The organism is Curtobacterium sp. MCBD17_026, assembly GCF_003234895.2.
GTDB classification, from domain to species: Bacteria; Actinomycetota; Actinomycetes; order Actinomycetales; family Microbacteriaceae; genus Curtobacterium; species Curtobacterium flaccumfaciens.
Genome location: NZ_CP126281.1, coordinates 1,773,849 through 1,795,920, shown reverse-complemented (window position 1 = coordinate 1,795,920; position 22,072 = coordinate 1,773,849). Strand labels below are relative to the sequence as shown.

Genomic DNA, 22,072 nt, shown 5'->3' with positions numbered 1-22,072 from the left:
ACCGTTGCGTCCGTGAACGACGACCCCGATGCCGCCATCGCCCAGCACGTCCACGACGCCTGGGACGGTTCCCTGCGCCTGGTGCACATCACGATCTCGGACGAGGACGGTGACGCCTACCCCGGGCAGGACGTCGACCGGTGGGTGATCGACGTCCGCGTCCCGATCACCGACGACGACGAGACCGAGGCGGTCTCCGTCGCCGGGGTCACCGCGTTCACGAGCCGTGCTCCGGAGTCGCTCGAGGCGCTGGTGCTCGGCTACCAGGTCTCCGACGTCGCCGGGTCCTTCGCGTCCGCCGTCGCCGCGCAGGACGCGACGGGGGAGACGTTCTTCTCGCTGCAGACCCACGCCGCCGAGATGCTCGGCAAGCCCGACCTGCTCGCCGTCGACCGGCTCACGGTCCGTCCCGCGTTCCAGGGGCTGCCCGGGCTGGTGCCGGCGATCGTCGACGCCGTCCGCCACGGACCGGCCGGTCGCACCGCATCGTGGGTGCTCACGGACCCGACGGTGTGGGACGTGCCGTTCGGCGAGGACGACCGGTCAGTCGGCGCGTTCGTGCAGTGGGCCGACACCGCGGTGCTCACGTCGATGAACGCTGCGCCGGACGACCTGGAACGCCTGTCGCTCGTGCCGCCGGCCGGTGGCATCGTGATGGGGTCCCGGTCGGACGAGGTGCACCTCGGCGATGCGATCGACCACGCGATGACGCAGCCGGCGATCGCGGTGCCGTTCGACCTGCCGCCGAAGCTCCCCGCCAGCATCTGGGCCGCCGCGCCCGAGGACGTCCACGGCGTGCACCCGGACGAGACCACCGGGTCGATCACGGTCGAGACGCACGACGAACAGCTCGAGGTCGTCGGGTCACCGGGGACCGCACCGCAGCTCGTGGGGATCTCGGCCTCGGCCGACGCCGCGACCCAGGAGTGGCTCCGCACCGTGCACCAGCGCTGGTGGCAGTACGAGCCGGACCTGCACGCCCGCATCCACGACGTCGTCGACGAGTACCTGTCCACCGGGCACATCGAGTCGGCGTCGGACGAGCTCGCCGGTCACCTGCACGCACCCGACCTGCCGCCGTACCGGACGGAGTGGCCGGGCACCGGCACCGTCCTGCTCGAGGAGCTCGGTGAGGACACCGAGCCCATCGTCTTCGACGCCGTGCTCGAGGACGGCACCCGGCACGAGCACATCGGCGTGGTCGTCGTGCACGAGTCCGGACACGTCCGCGCGTTCCTGCACGACGAGTGGGAGCCCGGGTTCCCGGCCGCGCAGGCCGCGGTCGCGCACCTCATCAGCCTGGGTGCCGGCGAGTTCTTCGCGGACGCCCTGCACGACGAGCTGTCAGCGGGTGTCGAGCACGCGATCCTGACGGGTGACGTCCGCGGCCACTGACGGACCGGCGCACCCGGCACACCCGGATCGGTCAGCCCAGTCGGACCCGCCGGTTCAGACCGGGCGGTAGATCGCGATCGGCGGGGTGTCGTCGTCGCCCGCGTCGTGGGCGTCGCCCGTCGCGAGCCAGGTGCGGCCCTCGTGCTCGATCGTGGTCGGCAGGTCGCCGTGCACCAGGATCCGGATCGCGGGGGCGTCGCCGTCGACCAGGTCGACGCCGTGGGCCTCGGCCCCGCCGGGATTGTCGTGCACGTAGCTCATGGTCCGATCGAACTCCGTCGACCTGACGGACGGCCCGCGCCGCGCCGGACACGCCCGGAACCGGACCGGAACCGGTGATGCCGCCCGTCATCGGGTAGAGTCGTCTCCGCACGGCCGGCACGGCGTGTGGAATGCGGATGTGGCGCAGTGGTAGCGCATCACCTTGCCAAGGTGAGGGTCGCGAGTTCGAATCTCGTCATCCGCTCGGGTCTGACACGACCAAGAACACGAGAACGAAGCAACGAAGCACCACCGGAACCCCCGATCGCTCACCAGAGCGGCGGGGGTTCCGTCGTTCCCGGGCGGCCTGACGACGAAGGGGTGGGGCCCCGGCGGGCGCAGGCTTCGGGTACCCGCGCCCACCGGGCGCGGAGGCGACCCTGCCCCCACTGGTACGCGCCGGGTGGGTGGCCCGGTGCAGTTCCGAGGATGTATCCGGAGCCGTCCCCCGTTCGGGTGGGAACCGGATCCAGGGTTGCGGGAACCCGCAAGGAACCCGCACGACCCGCCGCTCGAGCCTTGTGTTACTCGATGCCGTCCGGTACTGCCGCCGACATCGTGCGTGCGCCGGGCAACCCCACCCACCGCCGGGCTCCGGACTCGACGACCGTGACGAGCACCGTGTCGCACCCGCGACAGCGTGCCACCGACCCCATCGCGGTGCGGTAGACGGTGGTCTGCCCGAGCACCCCGAGCGAACCGCACCCGGCGCAGCGCAGAGTGACGCCGGTCGGCTCCGGACCGAGGCTGTCGGCCAGCGTCCCGGCCAGCGCGTTGCCGTCCACGACGACCATCAGTTGCCCCCGAACCGTTCTGCGCGGACGTCACTCGTGTCGTGTCCGAGCTCGGTGAGCCAGCGCAGCACCTGCTCGACGAACGGCGTCGACCCGCACACGTAGACCAGGGCACCCGCGTCCGGCGGGAACACCGCGGCAGCCAGCGCGTCCCGCGTCAGCCGGCCGGCCGGCACGGACGAGCCTGGAGGCGCGGTGCGGCTGTACACGTGGGTCACCTCGAGCGGTGCCCGGCTCGCGAGCGCCTGGTCGAGTTCCGCACGGAAGAACACGTCGTCCGGTGTGCGGACGGCCGCGAGGAGCCGGAAGGGTGCTGGGTCGTCCGCCTCGGCGTGGGCGGTCACCATCGCGACGAGCGGCACGATGCCGGAGCCGCCGGCGATGAGCTGGACCGGACGGCTGGACTCGCCCGGCCGCCAGACGAACCAGCCGCCCAGGGGGCCGTGGACCTCGAGCGCGTCGCCGACCTCGACGGCGTCGACGAGGAACGGCGAGACCTCGCCACCGTCCACCCGGTCGACCGCGAGCACGACGTCGGTCGCGGGGCCGGCCGATGCGATGGAGTACGAGCGCTGTGCCTGGTAGCCGTCCTCGGCGGTCAGCCGCAGGTCCAGGTGCTGCCCGGGGTCGTTGCCCGGCCAGGTGGGGACGTCGAGGACGATCCGGCGCGCGTTCGTCGTCTCGCGGCCGACGGACGCGACGGTGGCGGCGTGCCAGGCCGGTCGCCTGCGCGTGGCGGGACGAGCGACGGGGGTGATCCGTGCCTCCAGGCCGGTGTCGGGGAGCGTCACCAGTACCGCTCTTCCTTCCACGGGTCGCCGTGCAGGTTGTAGCCCGCGTTCTCCCAGAAGCCGGGCTCGTCGTCGGACTGCATGACGATGCCGCGCACCCACTTGGCGCTCTTCCAGAAGTACAGGTGGGGCACCAGCAGGCGGGCGGGCCCGCCGTGCTCGGGCGTCAGGGGCTCGCCGTCGGCCTCGAACGCGATCCAGGACTTGCCGTCGAGCAGCTCGTCGAGCGGGACGTTGGTCGTGTAGCCGCCGTAGCTGTGCACCATGCAGTAGTCGAGTTCGGTCTCGACGTCCTCGAACAGGCGGTCGAGCGGGACACCCCGCCAGGGCATGTCGAGCTTGGTCCAGTGCGTGACGCAGTGGATGTCGACGGTGACGTCCTCGACGCCGAGCGCGCGCACCTCGTCCCAGGTCCACTGGTGCAGGCCGGACTCGGTGCGGATCGAGAAGGCCCAGTCGGTCGGCTCGATGTCGGGCGTCGCTCCGGCGGACAGGACGGGCCAGTCGCGGACCAGGGTCTGACCGGGCGGGATGCGGGCGTCGTCGCGGTCGTCGCGTCGACCGCCGAACCCGCGGGTGAACGTGGCCATGGTCCTCCTCGGGGACGTCGGTGCGTTCCCGATCATGCCGCGAACCGGGCGCGCCCGTGTAACGGGTTGGTAAACGTTCGACGCGTGGACGGAACGGTCGTGCGCGGCGGCGGATCCGCGCGGGCTCGCGGATCGGGTCGGACGCGGTGGTGGCCCGTGCGTCGGGAGCGGGCTTGGGGGATCGGCTCGGGACCTCTATCGTTCACCGGAACGATTACAGGAGGGGTCACCCCGAATGCAGCCCATCGTCCCCGAACCCCGCAATGCCCACGGTCCGAGCCGTCGGGCGCTCATCACCGGCGCCGCCGGTCTGGCCGGCCTCGGCCTGCTCACCCTCGCCGGATGCAGCTCCGGTGCGTCCGCCGGCACCCCCACGATCCCCGAGGCCGCGGCCACCGGTGTCGCCCGTCGCGGCGGACGCCTGCGCATCGCACGGCCCGCCGCGTCCGCCGCCGAGACCCTCGACTCCGCGAGCTCGCTGTCGGCCTACGAGTACCTCGGCGCGCTGTACAACCGGCTCGTCAAGCTCGACCAGCAGGGCACCCCGGTGCCGGACCTGGCCGAGGAGTGGTCCGCGAACGCCGACGGCACCGAGTGGACCTTCGCGCTCCGCCGGGGCGTGGTCTTCCACGACGGGTCCCGGTTCACCGCCGACGACGCCATCGCGAGCATCCGGCACATCCTCGACGAGAAGACCGGCAGCCCGCAGGCCGGGGTGCTCGGCGAGGTCATGGACGCCGACTCGATGCGCGCCGTCGACCCGTACACGCTGCGCTTCTCGCTGACGAAGCCGAACGCCGAGTTCCCGTCGCTGCTCACCGCCTACCAGTGCTACATCGTGCCGGCCGACGCCATCGCCGACATCGGCCGCACCGGGATCGGGACGGGGCCGTTCCGGCTGTCGTCGTTCACCCCCGCCGGTGCCGGCAGCGTCGAGGCGTTCCCGGACCACTTCGCTGGCCGCCCGGCACTCGACGGCATCGACTTCTACTCGATCCAGGACACCACCGCGCGGGTGAACGCCCTGCTCGCCGGGCAGATCGACCTCATCTCGCAGACGAACCTGGACTTCGCGACCGCTCGGGTGGTGTCGGCGTCCGACCGCGCCACCGTCGCCCGGTCGAAGAACGCCCAGTGGTACACGATCCCGATGCTCGCCACGAGTGACGAGTTCAGCGACCCGCGGGTGCGCCAGGCGATGAAGCTCGCCTACGACCCCCGGAAGATCGTCGACACCGCGCTGCAGGGCACCGGTTCGGCAGGCTGGGACAACCCCGTGCCGCCGCAGCTCGCCGCGTTCGTCGACGACCACCGCGAGTACGACCCGGACAAGGCCCGGGCGCTGCTCAAGCAGGCCGGGCGTGAGGACTTCCGCGCCGCGATCTACACGTCGAGCTACGAGTCGGTGTTCACCCCGATGGCCGTCGCCTACCGCGACGCCGTCGCCGACGCGGGGATCCGTCTGACCGTCCGCAACGCGAGCTCGGACTCGTACTACACGCAGATCTGGATGCAGAAGCCGCTCATGGTGAGCTACTGGTTCACGGGGCGGCCGATCGACCAGCTGCTCAACCAGATCTTCCGCTCGGGGTCGTCGTACAACGAGAGCGCCTGGTCGAACGAGACCTTCGACGGGCTGCTCGACGACGCCCGCGCCGAGATGGACGACGCCAAGCGGCTCACCCTGTACCAGGACGCCCAGCGGCTCGTCGTCGAGGACGGCGCCGACATGACGCCGATGTTCGGCGACCGGCTCGTGGGGTTGTCCCGCGACGTCGTGAACTACTCGGAGTACGGCTTCGAGTTCGACTACCTGCGGATCGGACTGCGCCGATGACGACCACGAACACGCCGTCGGACGTCCTCGTCCCCGTCCTCCGCCGGGTCGGCATCGCCGTGCTGACGGTGGTGCTCGCCTCGCTCTTCGTGTTCCTCGCGGTGCAGGCGCTCCCCGGCGACGTCGCCCAGCAGCTGCTCGGGCAGAACGCCACCCCCGACGCCGTCGAGCAGCTGCGCGAGACCCTCGGCCTCGACCAGAACGTGTGGCTCCGCTACCTGCAGTGGCTCGGCGGCGCGGTGCACGGCGACTTCGGCACCTCGCTCGTCAGCGGCGAACCGGTCGCCCCGACGCTGTTCACGGCCTTCCGGAACAGCATGCTCGTCGCCGTGCCCGCGATGCTCGTCGGCGTCACGGTGTCCCTGACGCTCGGGGTCGTCGCCGGTGTCCGCCGCGCCCGTCCGAGCGACAGGGTCATCTCGATCGTCAGCCTGGTCGTGATGAGCGTGCCGGAGTTCATGGTCGCCACCGTCCTGGTGCTGCTGTTCGCGATCGGCCTGCCGGTCTTCCCCGCCGTCGTGCTGCGGGGGAGCGACGCCCCCGTCGCCGAGCTGCTGCCCACCATCTGGCTGCCGATCATCGTGCTGACCCTCGCGATGGCCGCCTACATCGTGCGGACGGCCCGCTCGTCGACCATCGACGTGATGGCGTCGGAGTTCGTCACGACGGCCGAGCTCAAGGGCCTGACGATGCGCCGGGTGGTCTGGAAGCACGCGGTCCCGAGCGCCCTGCTCCCGACGCTGAACGTCGTCGCGCTCAACGTCGCGTGGCTGCTCGGCGGTGTCGTGGTGGTCGAGAACGTCTTCAACTACCCGGGGATGGGCAAGCTCATGCTCGAGTCGGTGTTCAACCGCGACCTGCCCACCATCGAGGCGATCGCCCTGCTGAGCGCCCTGATCTACGTCGTGTGCAACCTGGCCGCCGACCTCGTCGCGCTCGCACTCGACCCGAAGCTGCGGACCCGCCAGCGACGACCGCGCACGCGCACCCGCGGCGCCCGCAGCACCAGGAAGGCCGCCGCATGACCGCCACCGCACCCCGCCGCAGCGCCCGACGCGACGTGCTCGCCGGCGCGCTCGCACCCCTGCGCGGGTCGACGGCGCTGAGCATCGGCCTCGGCCTCATCGCCCTGCACGTCGTCCTCGCCCTGCTCGCGCCGGTCATCGCCGGTCACGACCCGGTCGCCACGAACGCCGGCGACGTGCTCGCCGGTCCGACGTGGACGCACTGGCTCGGCACCGACCAGTACGGCCGTGACGTGCTCTCCCGCACCCTGAACGGCGGTCGCTACGCGCTGTCCGTGACCTTCCTCGCCACCACGATCGCCGTCGCGGTCGGCACCGTGCTCGGCTGCGTCACGGCCTACGCCGACAACTGGTTCGACGAGGTCGTCATGCGCGTCGTCGACGCCCTGCTCAGCGTGCCGTCGATCCTGGCGCTCCTGGTCGTCGTGACGGTCTTCGACGCCGGCCTCTGGGTCATCGTCCTCGCCGTCACGGTCGTCTACGCCCCCGCGGTGACCCGGGTCGTCCGCGGCGCCGCCCGCACCGTGATCACCCAGGACTACGTCACCGCGGCCCGCGCCCGGGGGGAGCGGCCGCTGTCGATCGTGTTCCGCGAGATCCTGCCGAACGTGCTGGACGTCGTGCTCGTCGAGTACGCGATGCGGGCCTCGTGGATCGTGCTGCTCGTCGCGTCGCTGTCCTTCCTGGGCTTCGGCGCGAATCCACCGACCCCGGACTGGGGCCTGATGGTGCAGGAGAACCGCACCGCGCTCACCGTGGTGCCGCTCGGCACGCTCGCCCCGATCGTGGCACTCGCCACGCTGGTGATCGGACTGAACCTCGCGGCCGACGGGCTGAGCAAGTCGCTCGGCGTCGACCGTGCGAAGCAGGGAGTCAGCGCATGACCCGCACCGACACCGGCACGACGTCCGCCGCGACGACGACCGTGCCCGACGCGACCGTCCGCGTCGACGACCTGTCCATCTCGTACGCCGCCGGCAAGCGACGCGTCCCCGTCGTCCGGGGTGTCTCGTTCACGATCGAGGCCGGTCGCACCCTCGGCCTGGTCGGCGAGTCCGGCAGCGGCAAGTCCACCGTCGCGCGGACGCTCCTGGCACACCTGCGCGCCGGGTCGGCGATCGACGCCGGGACGGTCCGTGTCGACGGGGCCGACGTCTTCGCCCTGTCGCCGGCCGGCCGCCGGGCGCTCCGCGGCGGCACCGCCTCGGTCGTCGCCCAGAACGCCGGGCAGGCACTCACCCCGTCGATGCGCGTCGGTGAGCAGATCCGCGAGGCTCTCCGCGCCCACGGCGAGCCCGACGGCCCCGAACGGGTCGCCGAGCTGGTCCGGCTGGTCCGGCTGCCGGACCCCGACGCGATCGTCCGCCGGTACCCGCACCAGTTGTCCGGCGGGCAGCAGCAGCGCATCGCCATCGCGATGGCCGTCGCCGCCCGGCCGCGCGTGCTCGTCCTCGACGAACCGACCACCGCCCTGGACGTCGTCACGCAGGCCGCGGTCCTCGACCTGGTCGCCGACCTCGGTCGGCAGCTCGGCATGGCCGTCCTGCTCGTCAGCCACGACCTCGGGGTGGTGTCCGCCATGGCGGACGAGATCGCCGTGATGCGCGACGGCGAGGTCGTCGAGCACGCCGCCACGGCGGCGCTCTTCGCCGCTCCGCAGCACGAGTACACGCGTGCCCTGCTGGCCGCGGTGCCGGACGGACGACGGCCTGGAGGGAGGGATCGCGACGCCCTGGACCCGTCCGTCCCCGGGACGGTCGGCTCCACGGCCACCCGCACCGCACCTCCCGAGCGCGCCGCCCGCCCCGTGGTGACCGCGGACGACCTGGTGATCCGTTACGGCCGCGGTCTGCCGGCCGCCGTCGACGGCGTCTCGTTCACGATCGCCGCGCACGAGACGCTCGCCGTCGTGGGCGAGTCCGGCAGCGGCAAGTCGACGCTCGCGACGGCGCTGGCCGGACTGGTGCCGGCCGAGTCGGGGACGTTCACGTACGACGACGGCACGACCCGCGGCGACCTGCGCGAGCCGATCGCCGGACGGGCGCCCGACCTGCGGCGCGCCGTGCAGCTCGTCTTCCAGAACGCGGACACGTCGCTCAACCCGCGGCGCACCGTGGGCGCGGCCGTCGCGCGGCCGCTGCGGTTGTTCAGCGGCTCGTCCTCGCGGGAGCGCGTGGGTGCCCTGCTCAGCCAGGTCGGGCTCGGGCCGGAGTTCGCCGACCGACTGCCCGCGCAGCTGTCCGGTGGGCAGCGCCAGCGCGTCGGGATCGCCCGCGCACTGGCCGCGGAGCCGTCGCTCGTGATCGCCGACGAGATCACCACCGCGCTCGACGTGCAGGTGCAGGCGGGGATCCTCGCGCTGCTCGCCGACCTGCAGCGCGAGCGGGGCCTCGCCTGCCTGTTCATCAGCCACGACCTCGCCGTGGTCCGGGGCGTGGCCGACCGGGTCGCGGTGATGACCGGTGGCCGCATCGTCGAGATCGGACCGACCGAGCGGGTGTTCACCGGCCCGAACCACCCGTACACGTCGACGCTGCTCGCGGCGACGCTCGAACCCGGCAGCACGACCCTGCCCGACGTCGGTGACGGGGTGCCGCGCTGGCGGCACACCGACGGCTGGACCGACCACGGCGACGGACACCGCACCCGCAACTGGGAGGACGCATGACGACCGACGACGGCACCGACCACGGCACCGCCGCCGCCACCTTCACCGCCATCGGCGACCTCGGCTCGCTGCCCGCGGGCGTGACGGTCCGCGACGAGTGGATCCCGATGCCCGACGGCGTGCGGCTGCACGCCCGGATCTGGGCACCGTCGCAGTCGCCGACGCAGCCGGGTGGGCCGGGCGGTCCGACGCCGGTGCTGCTCGAGTACCTGCCGTACCGGCTCGACGACTGGACCGCACCGCGCGACTCGGAGCGGCACCCCTGGTACGCCCAGCACGGGTACGCCTCGGTGCGGGTCGACATCCGCGGCACCGGGTCGTCCGACGGGTTCTTCGACGACGAGTACAGCGAGCAGGAGCTGCTCGACGGCGAGGCCGTGATCGCCTGGCTCGCCGAGCAACCGTGGTCGACGGGCGCCGTCGGCATGTTCGGCATCTCGTGGGGCGGCTTCAACGCGCTGCAGCTCGCGGCCCGGGCACCCGTCGCGCTCAAGGCCATCGTGACGGTGTGCTCGACGGACGACCGGTACGACAACGACGTGCACTACGTCGGCGGCGCCGTGCTCGGCATCGACATGGCGGCCTGGGGCGCGACCATGTTCGCCTTCAACTCCCGGCCGCCCCGGCCCGAGGTCGTCGGCGCCGGGTGGATCGACCGCTGGCGGGAACGCCTCGAGGCGAACCGCCCGCTGACGCCGGTGTGGCTGGCGCACCAGGAACGCGACGACTACTGGCGGCACGGCAGCGCCGCCGAGGACTACGACGGCATCCGCGCCGCGGTGCTCGCCGTCGGCGGCTGGGCGGACCCCTACCGGGACGCCGTGCTCCGGCTCGTCGACCACGTCGGCGCCCCCGTGAAGGGCATCATCGGCCCGTGGTCGCACCAGTACCCGGACCGCGGGCTCGCGCCGGGGCCGTCGATCGGGTTCCTGCAGGAGACCCTGCGGTGGTGGGACCGCTGGCTGCGCGGGGTCGACACCGGCGTCGACGACGACCCCGCACTGCGGGCCTGGATCAACGAGGGCGAAGCCCCCGCGCCGTACTACGCCGATCGTCGCGGTCGCTGGATCGGTGCCGAGGCGTGGCCCTCCGCCGCGACCCACGAGCGCGTCCTGCCCCTCGCCGCACTGCGGGGCGGTGACCTCGGACCGGTCGTCGTGCGGTCGCCGCAGCACACCGGGGTGGACGCCGGGCGTTTCTTCCCGTTCGGCAACGCCACCGACCTGCCGCCGGACCAGCGCGCCGAGGACGGCCGTTCGGTCACCTTCGACCTGCCCGTCGGCAAGGCGTTCGACCTGCTCGGCAACGTGCTCGTGCGGTTGTCCGTCACGAGCGACCAACCCCGGGCCACCCTGACCGTCCGGCTCTGCGACGTCGCACCGGACGGCTCGTCGACGCTCGTCACGCGCGGGGTGCTGAACGCCGCCAAGCGCGACGGGATGGACCGCGACGACGTGCTCGTGCCCGGGACGCCTGCCGACCTGCCCGTGCGCCTGGTCTCGACCGGACACCGGTTCGCCGCCGGACACCGGCTGCGCATCGCGGTCTCGTCGTCCTACTGGCCGTGGGTGTGGCCGCACGGTGTCGAGGCCACCGTGACGATCGACCCGACCGCCTCGAGCGTCACCCTGCCCACCTGGACCCGGTCGACCGACGACGGGGTGGCCTTCGCCGGGCCCGAACGGTCCGAGCCCCTCGTGATCGAACCCGTGGCGCCGGCCGACCCGCTGCCGCAGCGCACGGTGACGCACGACGTCGAGACGGGGGAGTGGACGCTCGACGTCGACCCCGGGTACGGCGGCGGGCGCGTCTACCCGGACGGCCTCGTGTTCACCGAGGACGCCCGCGAGACGTACCGGATCCGCTCCGACGACCCGACCAGCGCACGGGCGAGTTCCCGCTGGGCGATCGGGCTGACGAAGCCGGAGTGGGCCGCGCGCCTCGAGACGACGTCCGAGGTCAGCGCCGACGCCGACACCTTCCACGTCGTCAACACGGTGCGCGCCTGGGCCCGCGATGGCGGACCCGACGAACCCGAGGTGCTCGTCACCGAGAGGACCTTCGTCGAGGACGTCCCGCGGACCTCGGCATGACCGCGGCCGCACGCGTCCGGCAGCGCCCGGAGGTCCGACGCGCGATGATCGTCGAGGCCGCCCGCGCGGTGATCGTCCGGAACGGCGTCGGTGCCACCGGACTGCGCGACATCGCGGCCGAGGCCGGCGTCTCCGTCGGCACCGTGACCTACCACTTCGGCAGCGTCGCGGAGATCCTCAACGAGGTCGTGGTGCTCGAGACCGAGCGCTTCTACGGCGCCATCGTCGCGGCCGTCGACGCCGAACCCGACGTGCTGGTGGGGCTGCGGATGCTCGTGGCCCCGCTGTTCGGCGACACCGAGCAGGTCCGGCAGCACTGGCGGATCTGGTCCGACTACTGGACCGCGGTGGTCCGGCGGCCCGAGGTCGCCGCCGAGTACGCCGAACGCATCCGCGTCTGGGAGGCGTGCCTGGTGCGGGTGATCCGGCGGGGAGTGGACGCCGGGGTGTTCGGGGCCACCGCGGACGGGGCCGGCGAACGGGACGGGCACGGGGACACGGTGGACGCCGACACCGTCGCGCTGCAGCTCGCCGCGTACAGCGACGGCGTCGCGACCCAGATCGCCCAGGGCGTCCCGGGGCTGACGAACACGGTCGCCCTGTCGTGGATGTGGCGGTTCCTGTCGCACGAACTCAGTGTGCCCGCTGTGGACATCGCCGGAACCGGTCGTTCCCCCTTGTGATGAGGTAAGGCTTCCCTTACCGTTGCCACATGGCACGGACCCGGCGACAGCCCAGCGAACGCATCCTCATCGCGGGCGGTGCCGAGGACCTCGTCGAGATCCACCGCCAGCTCGAGGAACTCCCCGAGAACGCGTACGGGCAGGTCTTCGTCGAGGTCGCCCTCGACGAGCAGATCCGCATCCTGCCGGCCCCGCCGCGCGTCACCGTGACCTGGCTGGTCCGGAGCGCCCGCAGCTCGGCCGTCGCCCCGCTGGTCTTCGCGGACCACGGCGAAGCCCTCGCCCACGCCCTGACCGGGTGGGCCGCCGAGTGGTGCGTGACGGGCTGCGAGCCCCGCACCTCGGTGTGGATCGGGTGTGCGGACAGCCCGTGGATCGAGCGCGCACGGTCCATGGTGCAGCTCGGACTCACCGACGCCGGCCAGCAGGTCCAGGTCGAGTACGGCGGGTAAGGGCAGCCTGCTCTTCCTTGCGGCATGCAAAAGAGGCGGGCATGGTTGTGACCATCGGCAGCACCGCGCCGGTCCGGACAGGGCCAGGCACGCGGGTGTAGCCACGACGGAGGAGGAAACGACATGACCACGCAGAGCAGCACCACCACCCCCAGCACCACGTCCCCGTTCTCGACCACGCCGGAGCTCGCAGCCGGGGTCGCCCAGTTCCTCGCCCCCGTCGTCATCGACCTCGAGGCGCTCGTCGTCAACGGCAAGCAGGCGCACTGGCACGTCCGTGGCCGCAACTTCGTCGGCGTGCACGAACTCCTCGACGAGATCGTCGAGCACGCGCAGGACTACGCGGACAAGGCTGCGGAGCGCATCGTCGCCCTCGGCCTGCCGGTCGACTCGCGCATCGCGACCGTCGCCGCGAACACCACCCTGCCGCCGCTGTCGCAGGGCTTCCAGAACTCGGACGTCACCATCACCGAGGTGATCGCCCAGATCGACGCCGCGCTGCTGCAGGTCCGCCGTGCGGTCGACGGCCTCGACGAGGTCGACCTCAACAGCCAGGACGTCGCGATCGAGATCGAGCGTGCGCTGACCAAGGACCGCTGGTTCCTGCAGGCGCACCTCGCCGCCTGAGTCGCGACCACACCTCTGGCGGGAGGCCCGGTGCCAGCTGGCACCGGGCCTCCCGTCCGTCTGTGGTCGCGTCTCGGGCCCGCACCTCACGCGGACGGCATGACCAGCCCGCTCTCGTAGGCCAGCACGACGGCGTGCACCCGGTCCCGCAGCTGCAGTTTCGCCAGGACGCGGCCGACGTGGGTCTTCACGGTCTGCTCCGCGATGAACAGCTCCACCGCGATCTCCCCGTTCGACCGCCCCCGCGCCATCAGCAGGAACACGTCCCGCTCCCGGTCGGTCAGCACGTCGAGCACCTCGGTCCGCGCGGCCGCCGGCTGCGGGCCGGCGACGAAGGCCTCGACGAGGTGCCGGGTCACCCTCGGTGCGAGCAGGGAGTCGCCGGCTGCGACGGTCCGGACGGCCTGCACGAGCTCCTCGGCGCTCGCGTCCTTGAGCAGGAACCCGCTCGCCCCGGCACGGAGCGCGTCGAACACGTAATCGTCGATGTCGAACGTCGTGAGCATCACCACGCGGACGGGCGACTCCGCGGGTGCCGCGGTGATCCGCCGGGTCGCCTCGATCCCGTCGAGCTCCGGCATCCGGACGTCCATCAGGATCACGTCCGGCCGGAGTCGGATCGCCATCACGACCGCTTCGGTGCCGTTCGCGGCCTCGCCGACGACCTCGACGTCGTCCTGGGCCTGGAGGATCGCCCGCAGTCCGACACGGAACATCTGCTGGTCGTCCACCACCATCACCCGCGTCATCGGCTTCCTCCGTCGGCCGTCGGCTGCGACGTGGTCGCGGCGGGCTGGGTGGGCAGACGCACGGCGACACGGAAGCCGCCGGCCGGGTCCGGCCCGTGATCGATCGTGCCGCGGAGCGCGGCGACGCGCTCGCGCATCCCCGCCAGGCCGAAGCCACCGTCGTCCGGCGGCGCACCGGGCACGCTGCCGACCGGTGGCGCGGTGTTGGCGACCTCGACCGTGAGGGCCGACCCGTGCCTCCCGACCGTCACGACGGTGGTCGCGCCGGGCGCGTGCCGGGCCACGTTGCCGAGCGCCTCCTGCACGACCCGGTACACGGTGAGCTGTGCGAGCCGGTCGACGTCGTCGACGATCCCCTGGTCGAGTCGGAGGTCGACGGGGATGCCGGCCGCGCGGGTGGCGTTCGCCAGCGCGGGCAGGTCGGCGAGCCGCGGCTGCGGTGCGCGCTCGGCGTCGGCGTCGCCACGCAGGGTGCCGAGGAGCTGCCGCATCTCCCGCAGTGCCGTGCGCGAGGTCTCGGCGATGGCCGCGAACTCGGTGCGGGCCTCCGGCGGCAGGTCCGCGACGCGGTACGGGGCGGACTCGGCCTGCATGTGCACGACGGACATGCTGTGGGCGACCACGTCGTGGAGCTCACGGGCGATCCGGGAGCGCTCCTCGACGCTCCGCCGTCGGGCCTGCTCGAGCTCGGTGTCGCGGCGGGCGGCGGCGAGCTCCTCGCGCACGGTCCGGCGCTGCCCGATGACGACCGCCGCGGCAGCCACGACGAGGGTGTCGCCGGCACTCACCACGAAGCTCGTCGCCCAGACGTCGACCTGCCCCCACCGGTCGGGCGTCACGCCGATGAGCAGCAGGGTGAGCAGCGTCGCCGCGACCCAGACCACCGCGGTGAGCCGCCAGGTGGTGCGGACGCCCAAGACCACGAGCAGCACGCTCAGCCCGATGATGCTCGTGACCGAGACCGGCCAGGGGCCGACGGTGCCGGGTGCCGTCAGGATCCCGAGGCCGGCGAGGGCGGCGAGGTGCGCGACCGACGCCGTGCGGGGGACGAGCGGTGCGAGGCCGACGCTCGCTGACAACACGGCGGTCACGAGCATCGCGAGCGGCACGGGGACGCCGTAGAACACCGCGGTCACGGGTGCCGCGACGGCGAACAGGGACACCACGACGAGGACGAAGCCGATCTGCACGGCAGGCCGGACCCAGCTGGGGCGGGGCTTCGGGACGACGGTCACGGGCGGGCGATCTCTCCGGTTCGGGCGAGGCAGGGTGCGGGGGCGGTGGCGGGCGCGGCATCGGTGAGTCCGGGCGCGGCGTCGGCTCGTGCGGTGTCGGGTGTGGCTGCGGCGCGGGCCTCGCGGGCGTCACGCCTGCGGCTGATGGTACCGAGCACCCGGTCGACCGCGATCCCGAGCGCGGCGGCGACCACCATCGACACCAGGGCCGCGACGATCGGTTCGTGCAGCACGCTCGACGCGGCGAGGGCGATGCCGATCGACACCGCCGACCACGCCAGCCCCGCGATCGCGCTGATCGCGAGGAACCGGCGGTAGGGCAGGCCGGTCGCGCCGGCCGTGGTGTTGACGGCGACACGACCGACCGGGATGAAGCGCCCGGTCAGGATGAGGCTGGCGGACCGGCGCTGCATCTGCCGCTCCGCGAACGCGAAGGCCGCCGCGATCCGTGGTCGCTTCGACCGGGTCAGCCGGGCGAACCCGATCCGGCGCCCGATCCAGTACGCGATCGAGTCGCCGGCGATCGCTCCGAGGGCGGCGACGACGAGCACCACGGCGAGGACGGGCTGTCCGGACGTCGCGGCGATGGCGGCGATCGCGACCAGGGCGGCCTCGCTCGGCACCGGCGGGAAGAAGCCGTCCACCAGGCACAGGGCGAAGAGGACGACGTAGACGAGCGGACTCGCGGCCAGCTCGACGACGAGCGGGGTGATCTGGTCGAACACGGGGTGCTCCCTCCCGCCGACGGAACTCGTCGACGGGGACGACGCTACGGAGCCGGCGCGCGGCTGCCATCCCGCGGCGGTCTCGACCACCCCCTACCGCGGTATGACGTTCCCGTCCGCGAACACCACGTCAGGTGCGTCCACCCGGCGGTCGACGACGGTGGTCGGGGCCTCCAGGTGCACGGCTCCCGAGGGCATGATGCCCGCACCGCCGAAGCGTTCCATCACCCGCCACTGCGCGACGACGTCCTCGCCGGCGTGCTCGGGTGGCAGGGTGTCCCAGAACCGGAAGCCCCCGACCTCCTCGAGCGCACGACGGTCGTACAGCGCGCAGGCACCGACCCACGCGACGCGGTAGGGCACCCACTCGCCGGGGTGCAGGTCGAGGTCGGCGGCGACGTGCGTCGGGTTCGCGGCGTTGTGCAGCGACCAGCGGTCGAAGCCGGGGGTCCCGCGGCGCACCACCTCGGGCACGACGGGGCCGTCCCACCGCTCGAACACCGAGGTCTCGTGCGGACGGCGGTCCTGCAGGTAGGACAACCCCTGCACGGCGCTGCCGACGAACCCGCAGCCCAGGGTGCGCAGCGCGTCGAGCATCCGCGCGATCGACCCCGGCTCGAGCCAGACGTCGTCGTCGAGGAACAGCGCCGCGGCTGCCTCGGCGTGGTCGAGCAGGAACTGCCGGTGCTCTGCAAGGCCACGCCGTTCCGGGTGGGTGAGGAGCGTGACGGGCCGGCCCTGCGCCTCCAGGACGCGCAGCATCGCGGCGACCGCCGGGGCGCTGGCGGCGTCCCCGTCCGCGGACTGGTCGCTCAGCACGACGCGCAGGTCGACGTCGGTCTGGGCGGCGAGCCCGGCCAGCGTCGTGGCGAGCTCGGCCGGCCTGCCGACGGTCGGGATGAGCACGTCGACGTCGACCGTGCCCGTGTCCGCTGGATCGGGGGCCTTCGCCCAGGACCCGGACCAGCGGGCGGTCACGGTGCCGGGTCCGGTTCGGACCGCGCAGCGGCTTCGCGGATCCGGCGCACGACGGCGCTGGTGGAGTGCTCGGGCACGTAGTCGACCATGACGACCTCGCCGCCGTAGCCGCGTACGACCTCGGTCTCGGTCAGCATCTCGGGGGAGTAGTCGCCGCCCTTGACGTAGACCTCGGGGCGCAGCCGTTCGATGAGCGGGATGGGGGTGTCCGTCGCGAACACCGTGACCAGGTCGACGCAGGCCAACGCGGCGAGCACGCCGGCGCGGTCCTCGGCCGGGTTGATCGGCCGCTCCGGGCCCTTCAGCCGGCGCACCGAGTCGTCGTCGTTCAGGGCGACGACGAGCAGGTCGCCCAGGTCACGGGCCTGCCGCAGGTAGGTGGTGTGTCCGCGGTGCACGACGTCGAAGCAGCCGTTCGTGAAGACGACGCGGCGGCCGGCCTGCCGTGCGGCCTCGACCGCGGTGGCGAGCTCGTCGTGGTCGACGACGGTCGCCGCCGGAGCGGTCACCGAGTCGAGCAGGGCCGCGGCGGTGCAGACGGACGTGCCGGCCTCGCGGACGACGACGTCGGCAGCGGCCTGGGCGACGGCGACGGCGTCGCGCAGGGGGGCCTGCACGGCGAGGGCGACGGTCGCGGCGGCGCAGAAGGTGTCACCGGCGCCGGAGGCCTGCTGCTCCGAGGCGGGCGTCGCACGCGTGCGGAACCCCTGGTCGAACCCCGGCTCGAGCAGCACGGTGCCGTCACGGTCGAGCGTGACCACCGCGGCACGGGCACCGCTGCGGGCGAGGACGTCGGCACGGGCCGCGACGACGGTGCCGACGCGGTCGGCACCGGTGCCGAGCTCCGTGCCGAGCAGGGCCGCGGTCTCACCGGCGTTCGGCGTGACGAGGTCGGGGTGCAGCGCGGCCCAGCGGGTCAGGTCGTGTGCGTCGACCACGACGGCGCCGGGACGGTCACGGTCGAGCATCGGCACGACGTCCTCTGCCTGGACACCCAGGCCGTAGTCGCACACGACGGCGGCGTCGGCGCACCGGATGGCGCGGGCCACCGAGCGGGCGAGGCGTTCGCCGTGCTCGGCGGTCGGGGTCGCGGCCAGCTCGTCGACCCGGACCACGACGCGGTCACCGCCGACCACGCGCGACTTCGTCGTGGTGCGGGCCCCGGGGATCTCGACCAGGAACGACGTGTCGACGCCGGCTGCCTCGAGCCGCTGGCGCAGGACGTCACCGGCCTCGTCGTCACCGATGAGCCCCACCATGCGGACCCGGGCGCCGAGGGCGCGGGCGTTCACGGCCGTGTTCGCCGCGCCGCCCGGCACCGCGATGGTCTCGGTGACGCGGACGACGGGGGCCGGGGCCTCGCGGGAGACCCGCTCGGCCTCGCCGACGGTCCAGCGGTCGAGGATGCAGTCGCCGATGACGACGACGAGGGGTTCGCGGTCGTCGACCGTGGCGACGAGGTCACGGACCAGCCGGACGTCGGCGGTCATCGAGAGCCTCCCACGGTGTCGGCGCTGCCGGCGGTGGCGCCGGCGGCGGCTGCGGGCCCGGTGCCATCGCGTTCCGGCTCCACGGTGCGCCGCGGCGGGGCTGCCTCGAGGTGCACCACCGTCGTCGTCGTCATCTCGTCGAGCAGGTGCGGGCCGTACCCGAACCCGGCACCCGAGGCACCGCGGGGCTGGGCACTGCCGCCAGGAGCGCCACCGAACACGGCGTTCACCTTGACGGTGCCGACGGGCAGCTCGGCCGCGGCACGGAGCGCGTGCGCGGTGTCGTTCGTCAGCACGGTGGCGGCGAGGCCGTAGCGGTCGGCCGCGGCGAGCCGGAGGCCCTCCGCGAAGTCCGACACGACGCGCACCGGGGCGATCGGGCCGAAGGTCTCCTCGGTCAGCACGAGCATCTCGTCTGTGCAGTCGGTCAGGACGGTCGCCGGGTAGAACGAGCCGAGACCGCCGGGCGTGACGCCACCGGTCCGGGCGGAGGCACCGCGGGCGATCGCGTCGTCCACGTGGCTCTGCACGAGCTCGCGCAGCCGGTCGTCCACAAGAGGCCCGAACTCGGCCGCGGGTGCGGCCGTGCGGCGCTCCGCCTCGGCGACGAGCGCGGCGACGAAGGGCTCGGCGACGTCCTGGTGGACGTACACCCGCTCGACACTGGTGCAGATCTGGCCGGTGTTCGCGAAGGCACCGAGGGCGACCTGTGCGGCGGCCCACTCCGGGTCGACGTCCGCGTCGACGACGACCGGGTCGTTGCCGCCGTTCTCGCGGATGACGTGGGCGCGGGTGGTCGCGGCCACCTCGCTCAGGCGGTCGCCGGTCGCGGTCGAGCCGACGTGCGCGTAGACGTCGATGCCCTCCTGCGCCAGGAGCTGCTCGCCGGTGGTCGCGTCGCCGTCGACGCCGATGAGCACGCCGTCCGGCAGGACCTCGGCGAGGAGCGCGTTGAGTCGGGAGAACGTCGCCGGGCACCGTTCGCTGCCCTTGTGCACGACGGTGTTGCCCGTGACGATCGCTGCGCCGAGGATCCCGCAGGCCACGGCGACCGGTTCGTTCCACGGCGTCAGGGCGAGCACCACGCCACGCGGGTGCGGCACCGACCAGTCGGCGGCACCGAACTGCCCGCGCAGGGCCTCACCCCGGTGCACCGGCCCGAGCTCGGCGTACTGCACGAGCGTGCCGATGCCGGCCTCGACCCCACCGAGTGCGTCGCCGGGCACCTTGCCGGTCTCGCGGGTGTTCAGGTCCGCCAGCTCCTGCGCGTGCGCACGGAGGTGCTCGGCCGCGGCGTGCAGCAGTGCACCGCGCTCGGCCGGTGCGGTCCGGGCCCAGGCGCCGGCAGCGGCACGGGCGCGGGCGACGGCGTTGCGGACGTCGTCCTCGGTCGAGCGGCGCACGGTGGACGCGATCGATCCGTTCACGGGGTCGGTCACCACGAGGTCGTCGGCGGCGGGGGGTGCGATCGTCATGGGGTCCTTCCGGAGGCGGGCGGGGCCTCACACGGTGCTCGTGCTCCGCTGTGTGCGGTCACGGCATCGCGCTTCTCGTCCATCCGGGGGCGCTGCTGGGCGTCCGGACGGGTCCGACCGGTAGACGTGGAGCTGTGCAACAAATCGGTGTGGGCGGAGAACGGTTCGACGGTGTCAGCGAGATCGCGGTGCTCCGCGGCGGGGGACTGGGCGACCTGATGTTCGCCCTCCCGGCGGTCGAGGCCCTGGCCGCCGCGTACCCCGGAGCGAGGATCACGCTGCTCGGGGCACCGTCGGCGCGGCCGGTGCTCGAGGGTCGCACCGAGGCCGTCCACGCCTTCGAGGAGCTCCCCGTCGTGCCCGGCGTCCGGGACTCCGGCGACGGCGCACCGACCGAGCAGGACTTCTTCGACCGGCTGCACGGGCGCTTCGACCTCGCGGTGCAGGTGCACGGCGGCGGTCGCAACTCGAACCCGTTCCTGCTCCGGCTCGGCGCCCGCCACACCGTGGGCACCGCCACCGAGGACGCCGAGGTCCTGGAGCGCTGGGTCCGTTACGTCTACTACCAGCACGAGGTCGTCCGGGCGCTCGAGGTGGCCTCGCTGGCCGGCGCCGAACCGGTCACCCTCGACCCCCGACTGCACGTCTCCGAGGCCGCGCGTGCCGCGGTCCGGCAGCGCCTCGGGGTCCGGGGACGACTCGTCGCGATCCACCCCGGCGCCACCGACCCGCGTCGCCGCTGGAGCCCCTCGCGCTTCGCCGAGGTCGCCCGCGCCCGACTCGCCGCCGGTGACGACGTGGTGCTCGTGGGTGACGACTCCGACGTCCCGGCGTCGTCCGCCATCGTCGCGTCGCTGCCGCAGGAGCTGCAGGAGCGCGTCCACGACCTCACCGCGTCACTGCCGCTGCGTGAACTCCCCGACGTCCTCGCCGCGGCCGACGTCATGGTCGGCGACGACTCCGGTCCACGGCACCTCGCCGTCGCCGTCGGCACCCCGACGGTCGGGGTGTTCTGGTTCGGCAACGTGATCAACGCCGGGCCCTTCGACCGCGGTCGGCACCGGGTGCACCTGTCCTTCGTGACCCAGTGCCCGGTCTGCGGCGCGGACGTCACCCAGGTCGGCTGGACCGCCGAACGGTGTGAGCACGACCCGTCCTACGTCGACCAGGTCGAGCCGGAGGCCGTCCTCGCCGACGTCGAGGACCTGCTCCGCACGGTCCGACGCGACGCGCGCCGCGCCGTGGACGCGACCGGCTGACGGACGGGAGGCGCGGTGCCGGCCCGGCACGCGCCTCCAGGCCGCCCCGTGCCGCGCCACGAGCGCCCGATGCGAGGTTCGACACTCCGTGCGACGCGTCGGCCCCGCACGGCGTGCGGAAGCTCGCACCAGAGCACAGCGTGCGCCGCGCACGGCACACGCTGACGGACGGGAGGCGCGGTGCCAGCCGGCACCGCGCCTCCCGTCCGTCAGCGGCGAGCGGCTACGGCCAGCTCGGCTCCGTCGCCGGCATGATCGACAGCTCGCGGATCTCGCAGCCGGCCGGCTGCGAGAGCGCGAAGATGATCGAGTTCGCGACGTACTCCGGCTCGATGAGCTGCGCGTCCGGGCCGGGCTTGTACTGCTCGGTCCGGTCGGCGAAGAAGTTCGTCCGCATCCCGGCGGGGATGATGTTGGTCACGCCGATGCGACCGGCGGTCTCGGCGGCCAGCGCCTGCGAGAACCCGCGGACGCCGAACTTCGACGCCGAGTACGCGGTGCCGTCGCCGACGCCGCGCAGGGCGAGCGACGAGGAGATCGTGACGACGCGGCCGTGCGTGGCCTCGAGGGCGGGCAGGGCGGCGCGCACGGTCGAGGCGGTGCCGATCAGGTTGACGCCGACGATCTGCTCCCACTTGCCGGACGAGATCGCGTCGATCGGGGCGGGGGTGTCGATGCCCGCGGCGGTGACGACGGCGTCGAGGCCACCGTGACGCTCGGCGGCGTCACGGACCGCCTGCTCGACGGCGTCGGTGTCCGAGACGTCCACGGCGACGGCGTCGACGCCCTCGGGGACGGCGTCGATCCGCAGGTCGAGGACGATCGGGGTGCCGCCGGCCTCGGCGACGGCGGCCACGACGGCGGCGCCGAGTCCGGAGGCGCCGCCGGTGACGAGGACGCGGCCGATGGGGGTGGTGGGGACGGGCATGGATGTCCTTTGCGTAG

Annotated in this window: 21 protein-coding genes and 1 tRNA gene; 11 read left to right on the top strand and 11 right to left on the bottom strand. The window is 73.3% G+C overall.

Annotation, left to right across the window (positions count from 1 at the left end; genetic code table 11):
* Window positions 1-12 precede the first annotated feature (12 nt).
* Window positions 13-1,395 carry a hypothetical protein gene (locus DEI85_RS08420; protein ID WP_111123001.1) on the top strand — a complete coding sequence of 461 codons (1,383 nt, stop codon included), beginning with the start codon at window positions 13-15 and terminating at the stop codon, window positions 1,393-1,395.
* A gap of 54 nt (window positions 1,396-1,449) precedes the next feature.
* Here the strand turns inward: DEI85_RS08420 and DEI85_RS08415 are convergent, their stop codons facing one another.
* Window positions 1,450-1,656, bottom strand: a complete 207-nt coding sequence (locus DEI85_RS08415) for a hypothetical protein (RefSeq protein ID WP_110859934.1) — start codon at window positions 1,654-1,656, stop codon at window positions 1,450-1,452.
* Between the two features lie 133 nt (window positions 1,657-1,789).
* Here DEI85_RS08415 and DEI85_RS08410 point away from each other — a divergent pair.
* Window positions 1,790-1,861, top strand: a tRNA-Gly gene (locus tag DEI85_RS08410).
* Window positions 1,862-2,180: 319 nt separating this feature from the next.
* Here DEI85_RS08410 and DEI85_RS08405 read toward each other — a convergent pair.
* Genes DEI85_RS08405 through DEI85_RS08395 form a run of 3 tightly spaced genes read right to left on the bottom strand, consistent with a single transcriptional unit; the run spans window position 2,181 to window position 3,831 of the window.
* A complete protein-coding gene (locus tag DEI85_RS08405; protein WP_110859936.1) occupies window positions 2,181-2,450 on the bottom strand; it encodes a DUF6510 family protein in 270 nt (89 codons plus the stop codon).
* The gene (locus DEI85_RS08400) at window positions 2,450-3,241 is read right to left on the bottom strand and encodes a ferredoxin reductase (RefSeq protein ID WP_111123000.1); all 792 of its coding nucleotides are present in this window, start codon (window positions 3,239-3,241) and stop codon (window positions 2,450-2,452) included. Before DEI85_RS08400 ends, DEI85_RS08405 begins: the two co-directional genes overlap by 1 nt.
* On the bottom strand, window positions 3,238-3,831 hold the full coding sequence (locus DEI85_RS08395; protein WP_111122999.1) for a molybdopterin-dependent oxidoreductase: 594 nt from the start codon (window positions 3,829-3,831) through the stop codon (window positions 3,238-3,240). Before DEI85_RS08395 ends, DEI85_RS08400 begins: the two co-directional genes overlap by 4 nt.
* Before the next feature lie 235 nt (window positions 3,832-4,066).
* On the opposite strand from DEI85_RS08395, the gene DEI85_RS08390 reads away from it, so the two are divergent.
* The 8 genes from DEI85_RS08390 (at window position 4,067) to DEI85_RS08355 (ending at window position 13,216) form a co-directional block, all read left to right on the top strand.
* Complete coding sequence (locus tag DEI85_RS08390) at window positions 4,067-5,668, top strand: ABC transporter substrate-binding protein (RefSeq protein WP_111122998.1); 1,602 nt, start codon at window positions 4,067-4,069, stop codon at window positions 5,666-5,668.
* Window positions 5,665-6,693, top strand: coding sequence for an ABC transporter permease (locus DEI85_RS08385; RefSeq protein WP_111122997.1), 1,029 nt, complete (start codon window positions 5,665-5,667; stop codon window positions 6,691-6,693). The genes DEI85_RS08390 and DEI85_RS08385 overlap by 4 nt, the downstream gene beginning before the upstream one ends.
* The gene (locus tag DEI85_RS08380; RefSeq protein WP_110859946.1) at window positions 6,690-7,577 is read left to right on the top strand and encodes an ABC transporter permease; all 888 of its coding nucleotides are present in this window, start codon (window positions 6,690-6,692) and stop codon (window positions 7,575-7,577) included. Before DEI85_RS08385 ends, DEI85_RS08380 begins: the two co-directional genes overlap by 4 nt.
* On the top strand, window positions 7,574-9,361 hold the full coding sequence (locus tag DEI85_RS08375) for a dipeptide ABC transporter ATP-binding protein (protein WP_111122996.1): 1,788 nt from the start codon (window positions 7,574-7,576) through the stop codon (window positions 9,359-9,361). Before DEI85_RS08380 ends, DEI85_RS08375 begins: the two co-directional genes overlap by 4 nt.
* On the top strand, window positions 9,358-11,454 hold the full coding sequence (locus tag DEI85_RS08370) for a CocE/NonD family hydrolase (RefSeq protein WP_111122995.1): 2,097 nt from the start codon (window positions 9,358-9,360) through the stop codon (window positions 11,452-11,454). Before DEI85_RS08375 ends, DEI85_RS08370 begins: the two co-directional genes overlap by 4 nt.
* A complete protein-coding gene (locus tag DEI85_RS08365; protein ID WP_110859952.1) occupies window positions 11,451-12,137 on the top strand; it encodes a TetR/AcrR family transcriptional regulator in 687 nt (228 codons plus the stop codon). The genes DEI85_RS08370 and DEI85_RS08365 overlap by 4 nt, the downstream gene beginning before the upstream one ends.
* Window positions 12,138-12,166: 29 nt before the next feature.
* A complete protein-coding gene (locus DEI85_RS08360; RefSeq protein ID WP_111122994.1) occupies window positions 12,167-12,589 on the top strand; it encodes an SIP domain-containing protein in 423 nt (140 codons plus the stop codon).
* 123 nt (window positions 12,590-12,712) lie between these two features.
* The gene (locus DEI85_RS08355; RefSeq protein WP_071244661.1) at window positions 12,713-13,216 is read left to right on the top strand and encodes a Dps family protein; all 504 of its coding nucleotides are present in this window, start codon (window positions 12,713-12,715) and stop codon (window positions 13,214-13,216) included.
* 86 nt (window positions 13,217-13,302) lie between these two features.
* On the opposite strand, the gene DEI85_RS08350 is transcribed toward DEI85_RS08355, so the two are convergent.
* The 6 genes from DEI85_RS08350 to DEI85_RS08325 form a co-directional block, all read right to left on the bottom strand.
* A complete protein-coding gene (locus DEI85_RS08350; RefSeq protein ID WP_111122993.1) occupies window positions 13,303-13,965 on the bottom strand; it encodes a response regulator in 663 nt (220 codons plus the stop codon).
* A complete protein-coding gene (locus DEI85_RS08345; protein WP_110859956.1) occupies window positions 13,962-15,200 on the bottom strand; it encodes a sensor histidine kinase in 1,239 nt (412 codons plus the stop codon). Before DEI85_RS08345 ends, DEI85_RS08350 begins: the two co-directional genes overlap by 4 nt.
* The gene (locus DEI85_RS08340; RefSeq protein WP_111123063.1) at window positions 15,197-15,925 is read right to left on the bottom strand and encodes a DedA family protein; all 729 of its coding nucleotides are present in this window, start codon (window positions 15,923-15,925) and stop codon (window positions 15,197-15,199) included. Before DEI85_RS08340 ends, DEI85_RS08345 begins: the two co-directional genes overlap by 4 nt.
* A 93-nt stretch (window positions 15,926-16,018) precedes the next feature.
* Window positions 16,019-16,903: a glycosyltransferase family 2 protein gene (locus DEI85_RS08335; RefSeq protein WP_111122992.1), complete on the bottom strand. Its 885-nt coding sequence runs from the start codon at window positions 16,901-16,903 to the stop codon at window positions 16,019-16,021.
* Window positions 16,900-18,393: a D-glycero-beta-D-manno-heptose 1-phosphate adenylyltransferase gene (gene rfaE2 / locus DEI85_RS08330; protein WP_111122991.1), complete on the bottom strand. Its 1,494-nt coding sequence runs from the start codon at window positions 18,391-18,393 to the stop codon at window positions 16,900-16,902. Before rfaE2 ends, DEI85_RS08335 begins: the two co-directional genes overlap by 4 nt.
* Entirely contained in the window at window positions 18,390-19,868 is a 1,479-nt protein-coding gene (locus DEI85_RS08325; protein ID WP_111122990.1) for an aldehyde dehydrogenase family protein, read from the bottom strand. Before DEI85_RS08325 ends, rfaE2 begins: the two co-directional genes overlap by 4 nt.
* Window positions 19,869-20,017: 149 nt before the next feature.
* Here DEI85_RS08325 and DEI85_RS08320 point away from each other — a divergent pair, with 149 nt between their 5' ends.
* A complete protein-coding gene (locus tag DEI85_RS08320; protein ID WP_258369857.1) occupies window positions 20,018-21,127 on the top strand; it encodes a glycosyltransferase family 9 protein in 1,110 nt (369 codons plus the stop codon).
* 223 nt (window positions 21,128-21,350) lie between these two features.
* Here the strand turns inward: DEI85_RS08320 and DEI85_RS08315 are convergent, their stop codons facing one another.
* The gene (locus tag DEI85_RS08315; RefSeq protein ID WP_110859967.1) at window positions 21,351-22,055 is read right to left on the bottom strand and encodes an SDR family oxidoreductase; all 705 of its coding nucleotides are present in this window, start codon (window positions 22,053-22,055) and stop codon (window positions 21,351-21,353) included.
* Between the last annotated feature and the right edge of the window lie 17 nt (window positions 22,056-22,072).

Bases quoted from the DNA above. Each gene is read 5' to 3' on its own strand.
- DEI85_RS08315 (WP_110859967.1), bottom strand. From the start codon at position 22,055: ATGCCCGTCCCCACCACCCCCATCGGCCGCGTCCTCGTCACCGGCGGC.
- DEI85_RS08360 (WP_111122994.1), top strand. From the start codon at position 12,167: ATGGCACGGACCCGGCGACAGCCCAGCGAACGCATCCTCATCGCGGGC.
- DEI85_RS08365 (WP_110859952.1), top strand. From the start codon at position 11,451: ATGACCGCGGCCGCACGCGTCCGGCAGCGCCCGGAGGTCCGACGCGCG.
- DEI85_RS08380 (WP_110859946.1), top strand. From the start codon at position 6,690: ATGACCGCCACCGCACCCCGCCGCAGCGCCCGACGCGACGTGCTCGCC.
- rfaE2 (WP_111122991.1), bottom strand. From the start codon at position 18,393: ATGACCGCCGACGTCCGGCTGGTCCGTGACCTCGTCGCCACGGTCGAC.
- DEI85_RS08350 (WP_111122993.1), bottom strand. From the start codon at position 13,965: ATGACGCGGGTGATGGTGGTGGACGACCAGCAGATGTTCCGTGTCGGA.
- DEI85_RS08370 (WP_111122995.1), top strand. From the start codon at position 9,358: ATGACGACCGACGACGGCACCGACCACGGCACCGCCGCCGCCACCTTC.
- DEI85_RS08405 (WP_110859936.1), bottom strand. From the start codon at position 2,450: ATGGTCGTCGTGGACGGCAACGCGCTGGCCGGGACGCTGGCCGACAGC.
- DEI85_RS08355 (WP_071244661.1), top strand. From the start codon at position 12,713: ATGACCACGCAGAGCAGCACCACCACCCCCAGCACCACGTCCCCGTTC.
- DEI85_RS08325 (WP_111122990.1), bottom strand. From the start codon at position 19,868: ATGACGATCGCACCCCCCGCCGCCGACGACCTCGTGGTGACCGACCCC.
- DEI85_RS08375 (WP_111122996.1), top strand. From the start codon at position 7,574: ATGACCCGCACCGACACCGGCACGACGTCCGCCGCGACGACGACCGTG.
- DEI85_RS08415 (WP_110859934.1), bottom strand. From the start codon at position 1,656: ATGAGCTACGTGCACGACAATCCCGGCGGGGCCGAGGCCCACGGCGTC.
- DEI85_RS08385 (WP_111122997.1), top strand. From the start codon at position 5,665: ATGACGACCACGAACACGCCGTCGGACGTCCTCGTCCCCGTCCTCCGC.
- DEI85_RS08395 (WP_111122999.1), bottom strand. From the start codon at position 3,831: ATGGCCACGTTCACCCGCGGGTTCGGCGGTCGACGCGACGACCGCGAC.
- DEI85_RS08390 (WP_111122998.1), top strand. From the start codon at position 4,067: ATGCAGCCCATCGTCCCCGAACCCCGCAATGCCCACGGTCCGAGCCGT.